This is a genomic window from Desmospora profundinema (assembly GCF_031454155.1).
In the GTDB taxonomy this organism is placed as follows: domain Bacteria; phylum Bacillota; class Bacilli; order Thermoactinomycetales; family DSM-45169; genus Desmospora; species Desmospora profundinema.
Genome location: NZ_JAVDQG010000005.1, coordinates 125,699 through 144,870 on the forward strand (window position 1 = coordinate 125,699; position 19,172 = coordinate 144,870).

General features: G+C 50.1%; 18 protein-coding genes. 12 read left to right on the forward strand and 6 right to left on the reverse strand.

Annotated features, from left to right (window positions below; all coding sequences use genetic code 11):
• Positions 1–130: 130 nt before the first annotated feature.
• The gene (gene pdxR / locus JOE21_RS11915) at positions 131–1,570 is read right to left on the reverse strand and encodes a MocR-like pyridoxine biosynthesis transcription factor PdxR (RefSeq protein ID WP_309866387.1); all 1,440 of its coding nucleotides are present in this window, start codon (positions 1,568–1,570) and stop codon (positions 131–133) included.
• A 165-nt stretch (positions 1,571–1,735) separates the two neighbouring features.
• Between pdxR and JOE21_RS11920 the strand changes: the two genes are divergently transcribed.
• Together JOE21_RS11920 and JOE21_RS11925 are read left to right on the forward strand one after the other, a co-directional pair.
• Positions 1,736–2,503 carry an SDR family NAD(P)-dependent oxidoreductase gene (locus tag JOE21_RS11920; RefSeq protein ID WP_309866389.1) on the forward strand — a complete coding sequence of 256 codons (768 nt, stop codon included), beginning with the start codon at positions 1,736–1,738 and terminating at the stop codon, positions 2,501–2,503.
• A gap of 169 nt (positions 2,504–2,672) precedes the next feature.
• Positions 2,673–3,929, forward strand: a complete 1,257-nt coding sequence (locus JOE21_RS11925; RefSeq protein ID WP_374709370.1) for an MFS transporter — start codon at positions 2,673–2,675, stop codon at positions 3,927–3,929.
• Positions 3,930–4,159: 230 nt separating this feature from the next.
• Here the strand turns inward: JOE21_RS11925 and JOE21_RS11930 are convergent, their stop codons facing one another.
• The gene (locus JOE21_RS11930; protein ID WP_309866394.1) at positions 4,160–4,855 is read right to left on the reverse strand and encodes an N-acetylmuramoyl-L-alanine amidase family protein; all 696 of its coding nucleotides are present in this window, start codon (positions 4,853–4,855) and stop codon (positions 4,160–4,162) included.
• 751 nt (positions 4,856–5,606) lie between these two features.
• Between JOE21_RS11930 and JOE21_RS11935 the strand changes: the two genes are divergently transcribed.
• A complete protein-coding gene (locus JOE21_RS11935) occupies positions 5,607–5,828 on the forward strand; it encodes a helix-turn-helix domain-containing protein (protein ID WP_107725037.1) in 222 nt (73 codons plus the stop codon).
• A gap of 176 nt (positions 5,829–6,004) precedes the next feature.
• Here the strand turns inward: JOE21_RS11935 and JOE21_RS11940 are convergent, their stop codons facing one another.
• The 3 genes from JOE21_RS11940 to JOE21_RS11950 all read right to left on the reverse strand — a co-directional run bounded on the left by JOE21_RS11940 (position 6,005) and on the right by JOE21_RS11950 (position 8,247).
• The gene (locus JOE21_RS11940) at positions 6,005–6,385 is read right to left on the reverse strand and encodes a hypothetical protein (RefSeq protein WP_309866397.1); all 381 of its coding nucleotides are present in this window, start codon (positions 6,383–6,385) and stop codon (positions 6,005–6,007) included.
• A 952-nt stretch (positions 6,386–7,337) separates the two neighbouring features.
• Entirely contained in the window at positions 7,338–7,595 is a 258-nt protein-coding gene (locus tag JOE21_RS11945; protein ID WP_309866400.1) for a hypothetical protein, read from the reverse strand.
• A gap of 229 nt (positions 7,596–7,824) precedes the next feature.
• Positions 7,825–8,247 carry a hypothetical protein gene (locus JOE21_RS11950; RefSeq protein ID WP_309866402.1) on the reverse strand — a complete coding sequence of 141 codons (423 nt, stop codon included), beginning with the start codon at positions 8,245–8,247 and terminating at the stop codon, positions 7,825–7,827.
• Positions 8,248–8,421: 174 nt separating this feature from the next.
• Between JOE21_RS11950 and JOE21_RS11955 the strand changes: the two genes are divergently transcribed.
• Entirely contained in the window at positions 8,422–8,616 is a 195-nt protein-coding gene (locus JOE21_RS11955; RefSeq protein WP_309866406.1) for an alpha/beta-type small acid-soluble spore protein, read from the forward strand.
• A gap of 144 nt (positions 8,617–8,760) precedes the next feature.
• On the forward strand, positions 8,761–9,573 hold the full coding sequence (locus tag JOE21_RS11960; RefSeq protein ID WP_309866409.1) for a hypothetical protein: 813 nt from the start codon (positions 8,761–8,763) through the stop codon (positions 9,571–9,573).
• Between the two features lie 112 nt (positions 9,574–9,685).
• Here JOE21_RS11960 and JOE21_RS11965 read toward each other — a convergent pair whose 3' ends face one another.
• Complete coding sequence (locus JOE21_RS11965) at positions 9,686–11,317, reverse strand: M2 family metallopeptidase (protein ID WP_309866411.1); 1,632 nt, start codon at positions 11,315–11,317, stop codon at positions 9,686–9,688.
• A gap of 140 nt (positions 11,318–11,457) precedes the next feature.
• Here JOE21_RS11965 and JOE21_RS11970 point away from each other — a divergent pair, with 140 nt between their 5' ends.
• From JOE21_RS11970 to JOE21_RS12000, 7 genes are all read left to right on the forward strand, one after another.
• On the forward strand, positions 11,458–11,706 hold the full coding sequence (locus JOE21_RS11970; protein WP_309866414.1) for a DNA alkylation repair protein: 249 nt from the start codon (positions 11,458–11,460) through the stop codon (positions 11,704–11,706).
• 178 nt (positions 11,707–11,884) lie between these two features.
• A complete protein-coding gene (locus JOE21_RS11975) occupies positions 11,885–13,426 on the forward strand; it encodes a fumarate hydratase (protein WP_309866417.1) in 1,542 nt (513 codons plus the stop codon).
• A gap of 147 nt (positions 13,427–13,573) precedes the next feature.
• On the forward strand, positions 13,574–15,646 hold the full coding sequence (locus JOE21_RS11980; RefSeq protein ID WP_309866420.1) for a penicillin-binding transpeptidase domain-containing protein: 2,073 nt from the start codon (positions 13,574–13,576) through the stop codon (positions 15,644–15,646).
• An 82-nt stretch (positions 15,647–15,728) separates the two neighbouring features.
• Positions 15,729–16,625, forward strand: coding sequence for a DUF1002 domain-containing protein (locus JOE21_RS11985; protein WP_309866423.1), 897 nt, complete (start codon positions 15,729–15,731; stop codon positions 16,623–16,625).
• A gap of 404 nt (positions 16,626–17,029) precedes the next feature.
• Positions 17,030–17,404, forward strand: coding sequence for a Na-translocating system protein MpsC family protein (locus JOE21_RS11990; RefSeq protein WP_309866428.1), 375 nt, complete (start codon positions 17,030–17,032; stop codon positions 17,402–17,404).
• A 111-nt stretch (positions 17,405–17,515) separates the two neighbouring features.
• Positions 17,516–18,526: a sodium-dependent bicarbonate transport family permease gene (locus JOE21_RS11995; protein WP_309866430.1), complete on the forward strand. Its 1,011-nt coding sequence runs from the start codon at positions 17,516–17,518 to the stop codon at positions 18,524–18,526.
• A gap of 175 nt (positions 18,527–18,701) precedes the next feature.
• Positions 18,702–19,160: a hypothetical protein gene (locus JOE21_RS12000; protein WP_309866433.1), complete on the forward strand. Its 459-nt coding sequence runs from the start codon at positions 18,702–18,704 to the stop codon at positions 19,158–19,160.
• Positions 19,161–19,172 lie beyond the last annotated feature (12 nt).

Here is a 19,172-nt window from a genome sequence, read left to right on the forward strand (position 1 = left end):
GTTACAAGTCCGTAAGTGAATTTACCAAGAAAGAGACCGTCGTTTTCCCTCTGAAAACCAGCGGAATAGGGGGTTTTTTCCCACCTGACAACAGCAGAGAAAATGGATACCGGAAAACAGAAACTCTAGATCATTTCCACGCCTGGACAAGCCGTTTAACAGCATCGGGAATATGTTCAATCGGCACTCCACCGTAATCCATCAACAAAACCGGTTTTTTTCCTACAGAATGATTGGTCCAATAATGAGAAGTCGGATATACTTTGACACCATGTAGCCGCGCTTTCTCCAGCCACTCATGCTCCGTATGGCTCGCCCCCAATTCCAGCAGAAAATGAAGGCCCGCATGTTTGCCGATGATCTGAACTGCAGGGAGCTGACCGTTTAGGTTTTGGTAAAGCAAATCGTGCTTTCGACGGTACAACGTTCTCATTCTACGCATATGCCTCTCAAAATGTCCCTTTTTAAAAAAAAAGTGGAGTGTTTGTTGATGTAATCTCGACGTCGGTTGATCGTACATGGAAAATACTCCGGTGAACCGTTTCATCCATTCTTCCGGTAATACCATGTAAGCAATTCGCAATGTGGGAATGAAACATTTCGTAAAAGAGCCGACATAAATAACCCGCCCATTTGAATCGAGCCCTTGCAACGCAGGAATAGGTCGTCGGTGGTAGCAAAATTCGCCATCGTAATCATCCTCGATAATGAATCCATCCTGTTCATATGCCCATTTCAACAATTGGATCCGTTTTTGGATGGACATGATCATTCCACATGGAAACTGATGTGAAGGAGTAACGAATACTACATTTGTTCCACTTTTCTTTAACGCATCGATTCGAATCCCATCTTCTTCAAGAGGGACAGGCAATGTCTTCAGTCCGTTCCACCGAAACAATTGCCTGGTGTTCGCACATCCCGGATCTTCCATACAAACGGAATCTGAAAACGATTTAACCAGCACACTGATCATACTTAGACAATGCTGACTTCCCGCCGCCAACACAATCTGGTCTGGACGACAACGTACTCCTCGCACCTGATACAAGTAGCGGGCGATATCCTCCCGCAAATGAACATCCCCCAATCTCTCCCTGCACAGTAACAGATCCCTTTCTTCCGATTGATACACTTCATCCACTGTCTTTCTCCAAGTGCTCCACGGAAAGGCAGTCGTGTCGACGGCTCCATTTCGAAAATCGTATAACACTGGAGGCTGATCATCCGGCGGAGCCTTGACCATTTCCACATGACCTTTTGTGAACGGCACTTTTTGATGGTGGATGGTTTTAGAATCTAAGAAATCCAACAAATGATCTTCGATCTCCGCCACATAATACCCACTGCGTGGCCGGTTATCGATATATCCCTCGGCAGTCAATTGCAGATAAGCCGTCTCCACAGTATGGCGGCTCACCTGCAGATGTTCAGCCATTTGGCGGACAGAAGGGATCCGGCTGCCTGAGGGCAATCGCTTCGATTCAATGTCTTGTTTTAACCGGCTGTAGATTTGTTCGTATAACGGTTCCCCTCGATCCCGCGACAAAGTAAAGGTTATCGGAAACATGGGTGTTCACCTCAATCTGTCCTGGTTATTTTCTTCTTCATTGCCCCTTTAGAAGAGGACAAAATCATCTTACCATTGGGATACCGAACCCAACACCAGTCGAAAGGATGTGCGAATGAGCATCCTTTCGGTTAACACAGAAGATGCTGTATAGGAGGCAATGAAATGAACACCATTCCGTTTCAAATTTCCGGAAAAAAAGTGATCGTCACGGGAGGCGGAAGTGGAATCGGAAAGCAAGTCGCCCTGCAGTTTGCCAACCAAGAGGCCGAGGTCATCATCATCAGCCGAACGGAAAAGCAGTTACGAAAAGTAGCCGCCCATCATCCGGGCCAACTGTTTCCCGTCACTGCCGATTTGAGTCGAAGAGAAGGGGTGGAAGACGCGCTCCAACAGATCATCAGCCACTGGTCGCAAATTGATGTCCTCGTGAATGCCGCAGGTGCTATCTGCGGCACATCAACCCAAGATCCGTTAATAGAAGCGGAAGAAAGCTGGCAAGAAGACATCGGCAACAATTTGACAAGCAGCTATTTCATGAGCCACGTATGTGCACCCTATATGGCCCGACCCGGCGGCCGAATGATCAACATCAGTTCCATCGCCGCTTTTACAGGCGGAAGGAGACCGGGGGCGATGTCTTATGCCGCCGCCAAATCCGGTTTGACCGGTTTAACCTTCGCTCTGGCCAGGGAACTCAGCCCAGAAGGCATCACAGCCAATGTGATTGCACCCGGTTTCATCGCTGATACGGATTTTACCGCTCATTGGCCCGAGGTGGCGATCCAGGGTATTGTCAGGGAAACCCCTGTCGGGCGACCTGGACACGTGAGCGATATCGCTGCGGCAGTCCAATTTCTCGCTTCAGATGAAGCCTCATTTATCACTGGGGAGATCTTGCATGTAAACGGTGGATGGACGTTCGGATATTAGCTGGCTAAGGGAATAATCACATTTATCCAGTCTAGAAAAAAAGGAAGACAGCCTATTTTCATAAGGTACGGCATTTATATGAAAAAGAAGTGGATGCGTTTCTTATATAGAAGAGAGCACAGGAGATGAGGAGAAGATAGATGATCAAGCGATTGATAAAATAACATCTATATTAAAAGTTTGGTTTCCCAGTTTTCTTGTTTTCATCTCTTATAACCTGACGGTGTTTGTGTTAAGCTGGTTCATCACTCAGTCCCCGCTAGGCGGCGGCCAAGTTCTTGGCGTTATCGTAGGAGTCAGTAACCTCCTCGCCACCATTGTCGTAGTCATATTCTCCGGTTTAATCGATCGGGTAAGCCGGAAAAATCTCCTCCTTTTCATCCAAATCCTAATGTTCGCACAAGTTATCTGCTTGTTGATCCCTTATACCGGCTTGGCGAAAGATTTCGTCATGATCCTGATCGTAGCGCTCATCTTCATTGGATTGGAAAGCAGCTTTTCACTATACAGCGCTACATTGGAGACCACAATCGCAGATCTTGCTCCCAAAAAGTGGCCATCTAACCGGACCGCTTTGATGATTCAGCTTCAACCACAGGTAGGCAGATCTGTTGCCCCCTTTATCGGTGGCGGTTTACTGGCTATGGGTTTAATCTCGTTAACACCAATTGCAGCAGGAATCGCTATTCTATTGACAACAGGGCTATTACTTTTATGGTCTGAGATTGTTACTTCCGGTCAATCGGCTACCGAAAATACAAAAACATTTACTTTTCGCACCATATGGGCCGATACTCGGATGGCAGCACGCTATATTGCCACTCAACCAGTTCTAGTCTTTATGTTGGTTATCGGTTTTGTTACTAATTTGGTTGTTTTTCCATTTTACTCATTACTGCCCGCATTCTTAGTTGAAATGTCCCCTGATAACAAAGCCGCTTTTTATGGGCGATTCTCGGGAGCATATGGGGCAGGCATGTTGATCACTTCGATGATCTTCATGAGTCTTAACAAAAACACAAATCGACCTGGAATCGTTGCTGCGGGACTCGTCCTCATGATCAGTATCGTGCTCGGTTTGGTCACAATTATTAGCAGTGAGGCTTTTTTGATTGTATCCAGCGCAGTGCTGGGTGTCCTGTTTATGATGTTGGTCATGTTCGCTGGAGGCGCTTGGCTTGATTTAACCCCATCCAAAATCCGCGTGAGAGTTTTCAGTTTAAAGCGTTTAATCGCATTTGTTAGTATTCCACTAGGCAGTGTATTGATGGGGTTTGGAGGTGCGGCGATTGGATACATGACTTTCCTGAGGATTCTGTTGGGAGTTGTAGTGGTAGGACTAGGAGTGACAGTCCTTCTTTGCAAGGGATGGAATCAGAAGGTGCGACGTGAAGACGAAAATCTGAAAGATAATATCGTTTTCTAAAAAGAGTCGACAGCATTTCAAACCACCCATATTAAATCAAAAGTGTCTATCCATGACGGACTTGCAATCCAAACAAAGGCGTCATTTCTATGCGGAGCTCATATTGACACCGTTTCTGGTCACCCTGGAAGTAACCCATCTCTTGAAGCCGCAAATTGCGAAGCGATGGATGGCTAGGAAAAAAGAAGTTCAGAAAAAAGCCGGACAGGGCTCCCCGTCCGGCACTTTGTTTATTTTACCTCTATTGTACTTCCGACCTTGGTCAGTTCTTTTACTTTGATCAGTGCATTATCGGGATCTGCATACGCCCCTACCGGCTTTCCTTTATAATGCACCCGGACTAAAGACGATGATGCGGTCTCGGGGGCTTTGTAGGACTGCTTCAGTTGTGATTGTACCGCCTTGCAGATGGCTTCGGCCACCCCTCTTTGAAAACGTTTGTCCAACATCCACTCTTGCTCCATTCCACGCGGGTCATCCATAAACCCGCATTCCACCAGGACAGCGGGCATCTTGGTATCCTGCAACACTTGGAAATTGGCCACCTTTACACCACGGTTCCGTTGGTTACGCACCTTCACTACTTCCTTCTGGATTCGCTTGGCCAGTTTTTCCGCTTGACCACCGCGTCCCACCATATACGTTTCCACCCCGTGGCCGCCACCAGCATTGTAGTGAATGGAGATAAAATAATCCGCCTTAGCATCATTGGCTTTTTTACAACGGGCACTTAACGATGGATCATGGTCGCCGCCCGTGTACACCACCGTATGCCCCTGACGTTCCAATGCCGTCTTCAGGGCGAGGGCCGTTGGTTTATTGAACTCATACTCTTTGATCACACGTCCATATTTCGGAACCGCCTTTGCCGTTCGTTTTCCCGGGGTGTTTATTCCATGCCCCGGATCTACTGCAATTTTAGCCATGTGATCACCCCATTCATCAAAATAAAAAACATGTTTATATTTTGTATAAACATGTTTTTCTTTCTTTACGGAAAACGCTTTAAATCAATCGATTGTTTCGTTAATGTATTCAAGTATTACTAAGCTCCGCTGCAAAGCCGACTCAGCTCACATAAGAAGCCATCTGCTCATACCATGTAAAAAACAGAAAGACGGATGTCTATGTATCCCTTGAGTCCTTTTTCCAACCCCACCCAAGTACTTCCTGAGGGTACCCTCGCTCCACCCGAAGGGGTCATTCACCTGCCTGAACCCATTCATCCCTAACAATTGGATGACTTTCTGTACAGAAAAATCCCTAAGGGCATGAAAAGAATGGCATTGTCACATTCTACTTAGACGCAAGGTGTGGGCATTTCATGATCTTACCTACCCACGCATTCAACTGAGCCAACACGAGTGGGAGTTCAACAATTGGATCTTGAGGAAGCCTGCTGGGTATTGACAGCGCGTACCGATGCCCTTTTCTGGTTTCACTTTATTGGTTCGTATGTACCGGTGTGGGTGGTTCGAGAAAGGAGAGGGCGGCTGGTGCCCAGAACGCGCACCTCTTAACCGGCATAGGATGTAGTGCTTTCACCAACTGTCCGCGCGCCGAGTCAGCCTATTTTTCCAAGGGTCCAGCACCCTGGTAGAAGCCCGTTCATACAATACCATGACTGAGTCCCTTACCCTCGTGTTCTAAGAGCCCGAGCAAGGAGGGGTGACACATTTGAACAGCAACCACAAAGGGAAGCCCTTGTTGACGAACAGGGAAAGGGAAGTTTTCGAGCTGTTGGTCCAAGACAAAACGACCAAGGAAATCGCCCAGCAACTTTTCATCAGCGAAAAAACCGTCCGCAATCATATCTCGAACGTGATGCAAAAGCTGAACGTAAAAGGACGGTCCCAAGCGGTCGTGGAACTCGTAAGACTCGGCGATCTCAAAATTTAGCCCACCCCTGATGAACCCTGTCACCGGTCGGTGTGGGGTTCCTTTACTTTTGGACAAAGGAATATTCTTCGGTTTGGATGTCCATCCGTATATACATGTAGGTGGGATACACGTTGTGAAAAAACATACGATTCTCGAAAAGAAAAGGGCCATAAACGTGACATTCGGTCCTATTTTTAATCACGATTCCATTGATCAAGAAGCTTGCGAAATTTCCTTGCTTTACTTTTTCTCTTCTCTTTCTTTCCGATAGGCTGAGATAAATCCTCCGTTTTTTCTTCGCTTATGAAATTCCCTGTCGGTTCTTCCAACAAATGCCTAGCTGCTTTTTCGTTTTCAGCAGCTGGGACTATTTGATGGTATGATACAAACCACTCCCGGACCTCGTACCATCGCCGCTGTAAAATGACGCGTTTTTCCTGCCGCGATTTTTCCTGAAGGTTGTAGGGGAGACCGTCAATAAAACAAACCACACAAACCATTACCTCCTCATCCGTAACTGCTTCGATGATGGGTTGATCGCAAACTGGGCAAAAGCGTTGTTCCACTTCAATCACTCCTTTTCTCCCGCTATCAGGGTTGGCTAGTACTACTTTACAATAACCCGGATAGACCTACATCGAACACTAATTTCCAGACCTTAAAAGAAGAATCGATTGGGTTACAGTAGTATTCCAGTTTTGCTGAAATCGACGGTGACCTGATTGACTATGTTGCTTTTTATCACTACGAAAAGCACTTCAACCTTAAGCTACCGGTCTCTATTTCAGATTGCTAATCCCTAACTTCTCATGCTGCTTCGTAGCTTAATGATCGGGACTTATGGGGTTCATTACTCATCTAATCTAGATCTATCAAATATTGATTCCATGGGAAATTGATTAACTCGACGAAACAAAAATACCCATGATATCCTATGGATAAAAAATAGTAACGGCGGCAGGGTGGCAGCCCTACCGCCGGGTAGCTGCCGCAGACGAGCGGCCACGGTTAAGCGAGATGTAACCCGCATACCATGTATTTTTTACCCAAATAACATATAAAAGGCGGGGAATAACCTCGCCTTTTCTCGTAACGATAAATTCCCTCTAACAGGGGATCCTTACGTTCGAGTTATATCCGAATCAAACCTAACTCGGAGCGGAGCCCGAATGGACTGAACTCGTAGCCATCTTTTCTAAGGGTTCAATGCATAAAACGATGCGAGTGAGTATGAAGTTTCATTTTCAGGAAATGTTCAAAAGTAAGCTTAATCAAGCCCCTTAAGACCGACGGCAAATCGGAAGGTTTTTTTCCATGATGTCAGCCGTCCCAAGTGCACCTACCGATGTTACTCCATCTGTCGTCAATCAGGGACCGATCATTCTGTCTCTTCGCCCCAACTCGCGCATCACTACCTGCATGTACTCGGTCATCGTGGATGATCGCTCGAAGCCGGTCTTCGAGCGTAAGGCGCATCAATTAGGGTGACTGACCGGGTGAAGACTTTCGGCAATACTCCTCCAGGCATCACCGCAACGCATCCAGATTGATGCCCGCTTTCTGCAATACAGCTTGAATACTCTCCTGATGAAGCAAACGGTTGATAAGACGACAGAAACGATCGTCGTCCTTCAACGTCGGTGGAGGGTTGTCGCTCCCCTTCCATGCGGCCCCTGTCAGCGTCTGCTCTCGTGAGAAGCGATTTCCCCGTAGAGTCCGCCCCTCGGCAACGATGCGAAAGCGGTAGATACCGGTGAGGAAGGAGGGTGGGTGTTGTCGCTTCAAAAACCCCCAACTCAAACTCCGACATCGTGAGCGTCTTGCTGGTGTTGTCGGGTCGCGTCAGTTCGGCACGGCAAGTTGCACGTACCTCGACCGGCAAATCATATTCGATCAACACGGAACGTACGGTTGGGGGACTTTTCTCCCCTTCTTCCACCTTTCTTCTGAGCGCCGGGAGGATATACCGAAAACGAAAAGTTGTGACGGGCAATCGTTAAGGTTGCAGATTATCTCATCCGTAACAAATTTGCACCAATAACCACCCTCTCCTTTCCCGAACCACCCACACCGGTACATGCAAACCAATAAAGTAAAACCAGGAAAGGGCGTCGGTACGCGCTGTCAATACCCAGCAGGCTTCCCTAAGATCCAATTGTTGAACTCCCCACTCGTGTCGGCTCAGTTGAATGCGTGGATAGGTAAGATCATGAAATGCCCACACCGTATCTCCGTAACGAAAACATTCCCGGATACACCGGCTGCGAGGATAATCCTTTGAGGAACGCAATAAATGCACCGGCTCAAACCCCAGAAGATTCTTAAGACGGTTGGCATCCGCCTGACGTGAGGGGGATTGTCGTTTCGATTTGGCAGCGGGTGACAACACGGGAGCCTGTTTTACCAGGTGGACCAGGGGAATGCCGTGAAAGAACAAAGGATCCGCCTCCATCGCAAACCATTTACCTTTCAGCTTACCCGTCCCCCCTGTTTCCATCCCGTAAGCGAAAAAGACCCTTCTTCGAAAACATTCACTCAATTATTGGTATAAGGCACCATGAAAAACACAAAATAGAAACGAATTTCCATCCCTTTCGTGGAGGTGAAAGCGATGCCGCGAAACCGCAACCGTCTGCTCGCTCCCCAGGCCCGGGCCGCATTGGACCAAATGAAATCGGAGATTGCGCAGGAGTTTGGTGTACAGTTGGGACCCGACACCACTTCCCGTGCCAACGGTTCCGTTGGTGGTGAAATCACCAAACGCCTGGTCGCCATGGCTGAACAACAAATCATCGGCCGTCCCTGATCCTCATCTTGCAGCCTATTCCTTGGACGCTCCTTGGCCAATACGGGAGCGTCCACCTTTTTACCCATGTCGGGAATGAGTCAAGCCGTGCTACTCATAGAGTGAAACACAACCGCAGGCCCCCACCGTCCATCCGTTTGGACGGTGCGGCCTCCTAGGGAGGGATCCCCGACGAAAACACCATCCCCCCAACCGGCCGTCTCTTCACGGATTAAAAAGACTTCCATTCGAGACGCATCGTTAGACCGTATATGGCCTCCGCTGGACACGGAAGTACTCGCATGGAAAGAATTAGAGCAAGACGAATTTTATCCTCAGCTTTCTCCCGTTCAGATCCCCCATCTGGTAACCGAGGCCATCCGCTTCGGCCGGGAAGCAGCCCGTCCTTACCACTATGAAGGCTCCATCGATCCCTGGATCAACAAGGTGATCCGTTCTAAGGTGAAGATCCTTCTCATTCGCACAGGCACAGAGAAAGCCACTTCCTCGATACGGGCACAATACCGGCGCAAACCCCCGGTGATCGAAATTCACCGCTCGTCACTGGACCAATTGGATCGCTTTTTTCAAGACTCCGGTTTACACGTTCCCCAGGACGACCTGATCGCCCTTCATCTGTTCCACGAATGGTTCCACCACCTGGAATCCACTCAACTGGGCCGGGCGGATGACGCCCTTCCCAAAGCGGTTAAAAAACAGTGGGGGCCCTTTCATTTCAAAAGCCGGATCACCCGTCTGCGGGAGATCGCCGCCCATGCCTTCACCCAGGAAGTGATGGCACTGCCTTGGTCGCCGCTATGGCTTGATCACTTAATGCTGATGTCGGGAAAAAATTGGAGCCGCAATCGGATCCGAGCCACGTTCCATCAGTGGAAAGCCGTGTGGGAAGAGTGGCAGAACCCTGTTCAATCGGAAGAAAGTTCCCAAAAAGAGGAGGAAAAGAAGCCCCTCAAGTAACCCCTTCAAACAACAACCAAACGAGGACACCCCGTGCGTAAAACGCCAGGGTGTCCTCGCTATTGATAGACCGATTGTTCCATTCAAATGGTTGGATTCGTCCTCCAAGATCCTATCCCTTTTTCTCCGTACTCTTTTCTTCCTTATCTTCCACGACAAACTGCTCCAAGAAATAGCGGGGATCCAGCTTTTCACCGGTCGCTTCTTCGATCAGAACCACCCAGGGCCGCCGGTTTCCCGGTCGGAACATATGCTCCTTCAGATACGTGCCCGCTGCCGGATTATTCACCAGGGGATGGGGGGAGTCGGGGAACGTTTGCCGCAACCGGTGCAGGATCTGAGACGCCATCAGTTCACCCAGCAGGTAATTCTGATAATACACCGGCGCCGTCCCCAAATGGATCTTGGCCGCCCAGTCTGGCGCCCGCCGCGTTTCCGGGCGGGGGATGAACTGGAACCGCTCCACCCATTCCCACCAGCGGGAATCGAGATCTTGATCCGGATCACGGTACAAATCCCGTTCAAAATAAATCATCACCAGGCACCAGCGGACGAAGACCATCATGTCCAGCCGGCTTTGCTTCACCAACGCCTCCTCCATTTCCACCAACTTCTCCTCCGGTACTCCCGCCACCTGTTTCAACCATTCCGGTTCCTTGACGAGCCGACCCATCAGCATGGCAATCGCTTCCGTGGTGGAGATATGGGCGGGACGGCGCAGCAGGTACGGAAGCACCGGATCGTGTTCCTGGTCATAGACCGCATGGCCCAATTCATGTAACAGCGTCCCCATCCAATAGGTATCGGGACGAAGGTTGCATAAAATGCGCGTATCCCCTTCCCGATCGATATCGATGCAAAAGGCATGTTGAGATTTTCCTTCACGCTCATAGAGATCGCTTCGATCCAGGATGGATTCCACCTCCAACCCCATGCCCGCAAAGGTCTGCTTCGCCAGTTCCTCCAGCTGCCGTCCCGCAAAGTGCGAGTCCCACTCCACCTCATAAACGCAAGGTGCCTCTTGGAAAAACGGATCGACATAATGCCAAGGTCTAAGCCCTTCCGGGCGAACGTTGTCATACGGCTCAGCCACTTTCTTGTCCATTTCCTTTTTCAATTCGGAAAAGGGACTATCGGTCTGCTGCTTCAAATCCTCCAACAAGGAAAATAAAAACGCCTCGTCGATTTCGTTCAATGCGAGGGACATCGCATAAAAATCACGATAGCCCAGGCGCTGGGCAGCCCGGTTGCGCAGACGTGCCAGACGGCGCACTTTATCCGCCACCACCGCTCCGATCTGTTTGCTCGCTTTCCAGGCATCTTTTCGTTTATAGGTGTTCCGCTCATGGCGTAAGATTTCTTTGATTTCATTTTCCGACAGTTTCTTCCCGCGGTAATCGGCCCGAAAATTGACAAAATCACTTTCAATCTCCGTCTCCAGCTGGGCCCGTTCCGCCACCTCTTCCGGTTTCATCTGATAGGCTTGGGATTCGTTGTATAACAGCTCCACCTGTCGTCGAACCAGTGGATCCGTACCGTCCGTCCCTTCCAGAAGCTCCTTCAGACGGCCGTGGTGGCCCTTGTCGGCAAACCAAGCCATCCATTCTTGCAACAACCGGGCATATTGCTCTTCGTGTTTTTTTTCACCCGTGGTGGCTGCCAACCAATACGCTTCCCTCATCTTCCGCTCCAGTAACTGGATGCGTGGAACCTGTTCATCCAAAAAAGCGCGCTCCTTTGTCATCCGCGATCCTCCCTGTCCAACCCGACTTTTCTGAAAAGAACTCCTTCTCCAACATACCCCAACCCGATTCCCTGCACAATCCCCTCTCCATGCATGATCCCTCCAAAACCCGGAAAGCTATAGAACGAGGAGGTGTACCCATGGAGAACCCCTACCTGTGTCCAACCTGCGGCACCAACCGCAGCCGCTTCAATCTGATTGAACAAGTGGTAAGACCGGTGAAAAAAGATCCAATATCGGGTGAAATTCTGGAAAACATCCCACTGACGGATCCGTTCCAAGTATCCTATCATGGGGAACATTACCGGGTTCAATGTGGGGTTTGCGGCGTCATCGAACCCGAAGAACGCTTCATCAAAACCGCTCAAGCACAAACCACCACCCCTTGAATGAAAACGGAAACATGGAATTTTTCCATTACAGAACGCCTGCAAGCGAGATCCATCGGTCTCACAGGCGTTTTTTCTCGTATTTTCAATCTGAGGGATCCACCGGAATACGTTATAATAACAGAGAAAGAATCGGATCTACCCTCCTCGCCTGGCGAGGTAAAAAGGAGTTTGACGGATGCAGGAATTGAAAAACAGTTTACTGGAATTGATCACCGACACGTCGACCAACCTTCCCCCGGACGTTCGGGCGGCCATCCGGGAAGCCAAAGAAAAAGAAAATGCGGGAACACGGTCCGCTCTAGCCTTATCCACCATCTCCAACAACATCCGAATGGCGGAGGAGAATGTCTCCCCCATCTGTCAGGATACGGGAATGCCCACGTTTCACATCCACGTCCCCGTGGGAGTGAATCAGATGACCATCACCCGGGCCATCCGGGAAGCGATCGTGGAAGCCACCCGAACGGGGAAACTCCGCCCCAACTCGGTGGACTCCCTTACCGGAGAAAACAGCGGGGACAACTTGGGTGAAGGGGTCCCCGTCATCCATTATGAACAATGGGAACGGGATGAGATCGAAGTACGCCTGATTTTGAAAGGGGGCGGCTGCGAAAACAAAAACATCCAATACAGCCTTCCCTGTGAGCTGGAAGGCCTGGGACGTGCCGGCCGCGATTTGGACGGGATCCGCAAGTGCATTCTGCACAGCGTCCACCAGGCCCAGGGCCAAGGATGCAGTGCCGGCTTCATCGGTGTCGGCATCGGCGGTGACCGCACCACCGGTTATGAACTGGCTAAAAAGCAATTATTCCGCCGTGCAGACGACACCAATCCCCATCCGGATCTGGCCCGATTGGAAACATACATCATGGAGAAAGCCAATGAGCTCTCCATCGGAACGATGGGCTTTGGCGGAAACACGACCCTGCTGGGTTGCAAAATCGGATCGATGCATCGGATCCCGGCCAGTTTCTATGTTTCCGTCGCATACAACTGTTGGGCATTCCGACGTCAAGGGGTGACTCTCGATCCGAAAACCGGTTCCATTACCTCCTGGCTGTACAAGGAAGAACCCTCTCAAGTAAAAGTGAGAGAACGGGAACCGGCTGCTGCCGCCGAAGGCGCCTCCGGTACCCGGGAAGTCGTCCTCACCCCCCCGATCAGTGAAGAAGCGATCCGGGATCTGAAAGTAGGAGACGTCGTTGTCTTAAACGGCCTGATCCACACTGGTCGCGATGCGCTGCATAAACACCTGATCGATCATGATTCCCCCGTCGACCTTCAGGGAAGCGTCATCTACCATTGCGGACCCGTGATGCTGAAGGATGAAAACGGCAACTGGACGGTGAAAGCCGCCGGTCCCACCACCAGCATCCGTGAAGAGCCTTATCAGGCGGACATCATCGGGAAATTCGGGATCCGGGCGGTGATCGGCAAAGGGGGCATGGGTGCCCGCACCCTCGCCGGCTTGCAAGAGCACGGCGCCGTCTATCTCAACGCCATCGGCGGGGCCGCTCAATATTACGCCGACTGTATCACCGGTGTGGAAGGAGTCGATTTTCTGGAATTCGGAGTTCCGGAAGCGATGTGGCACCTGAGGGTCAAAAACTTTGCCGCCATCGTCACGATGGATGCCCACGGCAACAGTTTACACCGGGATGTGGAAAAAACAGCCCTGGAAAAGCTGGCCCAGTTCAAAGAGCCTGTCTTTCGCTAAATGTGGATCCTTTGTCCGGTATCTTCGGGAGGAGGCGGATCATTCCGCCTCCTCCTTATTGTCTAAATGCAAGAATCTCATTCACAGCTAACAGAATTCACGATAGAATGGGGAATGCGAAAGACTGGAATGAGGTGAAGAGTGGTCATGAAGGAGAAATGGAAAGAACTGGGCCATCGATTCAAACAACTCCACATCGGATGGTGGATCGGTGGTGCCGTCACCGTCTTACTAATTGCGGGGGGAACGGTGTTCGCCCTCCAGGATACGCCGGGACCGGCTCCCCACAAAGTAATGCAACAATATTTAAACCATTGGGAAGAAGAACAATACGAAGAGATGTACGCCCTGACCAGCCAAGAGACACAGACGGCAGTGGACAAGAGATCCTTTGTCACACAACACGAAAACATCGCAAAAAGCTTACAGCAAAAATCCGTCTCTTTTGAAGTCAACCCTCCCGCCGATGCGGATTCGGAAACCATCGCTTTCACCGGTACCTTTCAAACCAAAAACCTAGGCGACATTTCGTTTGAAAACAAGGCTCATTTCATTTCGGATGAAGAAGGGTGGCGGCTTCAGTGGTCCCCCTCCCTCATCCATCCCGAACTGAAAGAGGGGGACCGCGTCCGAGTCGCTCGCACCCCTCCAGGCAAACGGGGGGAAATCACATCCCGTAACGGCGATCCGTTGGCTATCAACCGGGATCGGGTGGCCATCGGATACATCCCCAGCCAAGTAAGCGATCAGGATGAGACGGCTGAAGCCCTGGCCGACGCATTTTCTCTGAATCCACAAAAACTGGCTAAAGAAATGGAAGAAGCGGAAAAAGAAGAAACCGATCAATTTGTCACCGTAAAAACAGCAGAAGGAAATGCGCTGGAACGGGTGGAAGAGTGGCAGCAGCTTCCCGGGGTGATCGTCCGGGACGATTCCTTGCGTCTGTACCCGGAAAAAGAGCTAACCGCTCACGTAACCGGCTATCTCCGGCCAATCACGGATGAACAGTTGGAGAAACGAAAGAAAGACGGCTATCAAAAAGGGGATTGGATCGGGCAGTCCGGTTTGGAACTCTATCTGGAAAAACAACTGCGCGGAACCCCCGGATGGCGGGCGGTCATTGTGGATGCCGATGGCAAGGAAAAAACCGTCCTCGGCGAGAAACCAGCCAAGAACGGCAACGATATCCAGGTAACGATCGATTTGGAGACGCAACGTCAATTGTACCGCGGCATTCAAAACGATAAAGGCGGCGGGGTGGCGTTGGACCCCTCCACCGGCGAAGTGTTGGCCATGGTGAGTGCCCCTTCCTACGATCCCAACCGATTCGTTCAGGGCATGTCCCAGCAAGAGTGGCAGCGGTTAAGCGGTCCCAGTCAACCGTTGGCCAATCGTGCCAAGATCCCGTATTCACCCGGTTCAACCATGAAATCGATCACATCTGCCATCGCTCTGGAAACAGAGGCCATCACCCCCGACACCACCTATAACACCGATGAAGGCAAATGGCAAAAAGACTCTACCTGGGGCGGCTACCATGTCACCCGGGTGGACAATCCCGGCGGCGGGGTCGATCTGGCTAAAGGGATGGCCTGGTCCGACAACATTTATTTCGCCCGGGCCGGCCTGGAAATCGGGGAAAAACAGATGATCGAGTACTTGAAGAAGTTCGGGTTTGACGAAAAAATGGACATTCCTTTGGATGTCAGCCCGTCTCAGTACTCCAACGATAAAAAGCTGGAGAACGAGATCCTGTTGGCAGACACCGCCTACGGACAAGGCCAACTCTTGATCAGTCCCCTTCATCTGGCCACCATGTATACGACCTTCGCCAACGAAGGCAGTATGGTAAAGCCGAAGATCCTGATGGAAGACGGAAAAGTGGAGCCGGAAATGTGGAGGAAGAACATTGTCTCCCCGGAAACTGCCAACCAGGTGAAAGATCTCCTGGAAGGCGTCGTCACACAGCCTAAAGGCTCCGCCCGCAAACTGAAAACAGACGGGGTGTGGCTGGGTGCCAAAACCGGCACGGCAGAGTTGAAAGCCAGCAAAGAAGATGAAAATCAACGTCAGCTGGGCTGGCTCGCCTGGATGGCGGGAAAGGAATCCGCTGAAAAACCGGATATCGTCGTCGCCACAATGGTGGATGAAGTTCAAGGACGAGGAGGCAGCCATTACCTCTTCCCGTCGGTCAAACAAATGTTGCGTCAACGGTATTAACCCTTTTTTATCGAGCCATTTCTGATACAATGAACGTGGTTCACCCTGTCTCTATCTCAGCTTGAAAGGAGTTTTTTCCCTCATGAGACGAGTGAAATCCTGGAGTTTGTTCGCCCTTATCGGTACGTTCATGATCAGCCTGTTGTTGCCTCATGGAGCCTGGGCCGGCACGGACACCGTGGTAACCCTCGGCAAGGATCTGACTGCCGACCAGCGGCAGACCGTGATGCGCAATCTGGAGGCACCGGATGGCGTGGAAACGCTGGAGGTGAGTATCCAGGACGTAGAGCGGTATTTGGGGAACCATGTGGATAAAGCCACCATCGGTACCAAAGCCTACTCATCCGCCAAAGTGACACTGGCCAAAGAAGGATCGGGAATCCGGGTGGATACCACCAATGTCACCAAAATCACCCCGCAGATGTATGCCAATGCGCTGATCACCGCCGGGGTCAAGGATGCCGAGGTGACGGTCACCGCCCCGATCCAAGTCTCCGGCACCACCGGCCTGACCGGTATCATGATGGCTTTTGAAACCGCGACAGACCAGGAAATCAGCGATGAACAAAAAGACCTGGCCAATGAAGAAATGGTGATCACCTCCGAACTGGGTGAAAAAATCGAGGACAGCGACAAAGCCACCCAGTTCATTGCTGAAGTAAAAGAAGAGATCGCCGAACAGCAACCCCAGACGAAGGAAGAGGTGCGCGACATTATCATCAATGTCGCCGGTGATCTCAATATCAACCTCGGGGACCAGGATGTGGATCGGGTCACCGATACCATGCATCGCTTCTCCGAGTTGGACATCGACTGGAACTCCCTCGGAAATCAGTTAAACGAGCTGAAAAACAACTTTGACGAAATGATCGGCAACATCGATCTGGATAGTGAAGAAGCCCAAGGCTTCCTGTCTGGACTGCTAGATTGGCTGTCCGAACTGTGGGATGCCATCACCAGTGTCTTTGCCACCGAATGATCCGCTGATCCATGTTGAGAAGCCCCCGTGTCTGTTGACACGAGGGCTTCTTTTTAAGTAGAGGTTTCTCAGGATGATGATGTCGTAAAACCGAGAGATGAAAAAATGACGTGATCCCCCTTCTTCAGAAAACCAACTTGATTTTTCTCCTCCAATCATGATTGACAGACGCCTGTATTTTACATACAATCATCTCAGGCAAATGGGTAGTACCGATTAGTTTATCGATACTTGCTTGATGGAACAATCGGTTCGCACCCTGTCACTGTCTTAAGCGACAAGGACCGGGTGAAGACCTTAGAGTGCAATCCATTCAAGCAATGATGGGAGATTAAACGGTATATTCCACCATGGCATGGGCCATTGTTGGAATATACTTTTTTTATGGAAAGCGGAGGGGCGGCATGGAAACAAAAAGAACCAAGGGCATGGTGGAATCAGACATCAGCAAGGCACTTACACAATGGGAAAAAGAATACTTGGGACGAGGATCGGTTCAAGTAAAAACCCACATTCTCCAACACATGATACTCGTATCCTTAAAAGGGGTGCTAAGCCCCGCCGAAAAGGAATTGACAAAAACCGAAGCCGGTATGCTCTCCATCAAGAAGATTCGATCCGAACTGATTGAGACGGGAAGTCTTCAATTAAAAGAGCTGATCTCCCAACTAACCGGATGTGAAGTGGAAAGCTTTCATACCGATATCAGCACACGCACGGGAGAACGGATGATTGTGTTTGTACTGATGGAAAACCTAGAAAAACAACTAACCGAATAATAGGGTGGGAGATGGATTCACCAACCAATTCCGGTTGAGGAAAAAGTAAACCCGCTTTTACACCCCAAATAAGGGGATGTAAAGCGGGTTTTTGTATGAGGAGGCATTTTCGTGAGCGATATCGTTTTGCAAAACTTACTCTCTCCTGTGGTCTTGTTTTTCGTACTGGGCCTATTCGCGTCCGTCATCGGCTCCGACCTTCGCTTTCCAAAAGGATTAAGTGAAACATTGAGCATCTATCTACTCATCGCCATCGGTTTAAAAGGAGGCATGTCTCTTTCCCACTACTCCTTCGCAGACACGTTGAAACCGATGATCGGAGCATGTTTTCTCGGAACCGTCATCCCCATCCTGACGGTGATCATACTGCGTATGATGAAGATGGACTTCAAGAATGCCGTTGCATTAGGAGCGACGTATGGATCCGTTTCCATCGTCACCTATGGAGCAGGGGTCTCCTTCTTAGAACATACCGACACTTCTTATGAAACCTATATGAACGGCATTGTCGTTCTGATGGAAATCCCGGCAATCTTCATCGCGCTCACCCTTCTTTCCATAAAAAAAAGTGGAGGTGCCCAACCGGCACCCACAGTCCGATCCTTAGGATTGATTGCGGTCAATCCGCTCCCTTTCCTTTCACTCCAACTCCTCAAAGAGAGTTTATTCGGTAAAAGTGTTCTCCTTCTTTCCGGCAGTTTACTGGTGGGATTCATTTCAGGGACCGCGGCTCTTCCGTTTGTGAAACCATTATTTATCGATCTGTATCAAAGCTTTCTTCTCCTCTTCTTATTAAACATGGGAATCATGGTTGGACAAACACTGGCGGTTGTCCGAAAACAGGGGGGGAAACTGCTCGCTTTTGCTTTATTGATGCCTGTCGGATTTGGGGTGCTCGGGATTTTTACAGGGTTGGTAAGCGGCCTGTCCTTGGGCGGAACGACGCTCATGGGCATCTTGGCTGCCAGTGCCTCCTATATCGCTGCTCCTGCGGCACTCCGCACTTCCGTTCCGGAAGCGAACCCTTCGATTTACCTGGGCTCCGCTTTAGGAATAACGTTCCCATTCAATTTGACGGTGGGGATTCCACTGCTTTTTTCCATCGCTCACTGGCTTCACTAGGTCCTGTCATTCATTTTTCCGTGAGAAAAAGAGAGGGTTGGGTTGGCTTTTGGTTCGCCTTTGCACTCACGGGAGCACAAGTCTCGCCTAGGTCACTTCGCTCCCGGTCCATACCAACCCGGGACTCGCCCTACGGATTGTTCAGACACGCCCTAACACCATGGGAGGAATAAAAATGAAGAAGAAACCAAAAGACTTCTATATCGTGATCGGGGACGATACCAGCAAAGAACGAGCGCTCACCTTGTGTCGCATCAAAAAAAAGGATGCTCTCGTTTTTCATACACCTCAGCTGACATTAACCAGCCTGTACGACAGCCTCATCAAGACCATCCTGATCACGGCTTATCATCACGATATCCGCAGGGTGACCCTCGTCCAGGATGTTCATCTGGAAAAAAGAATGGATGATCCCTTTTTTCACTGGCTGCAACAGCAAGGGATAAAAAAAGAGACGATCCAGTTGCTCAATTATGTTCATCAATCCGAAGGAATCACGGTGGATGAGTGGCTAAAATCGGGGAATTCTCTTTTGGAAACCGTTCTCATCCTGCAAAAACATCCGCTTCTGCCCAAAACCATTTCTTTTCAGGGATTCCTTATGGGCAACAATTTGACCCCCCTTTCATCCTGATAAAAGTAAAAC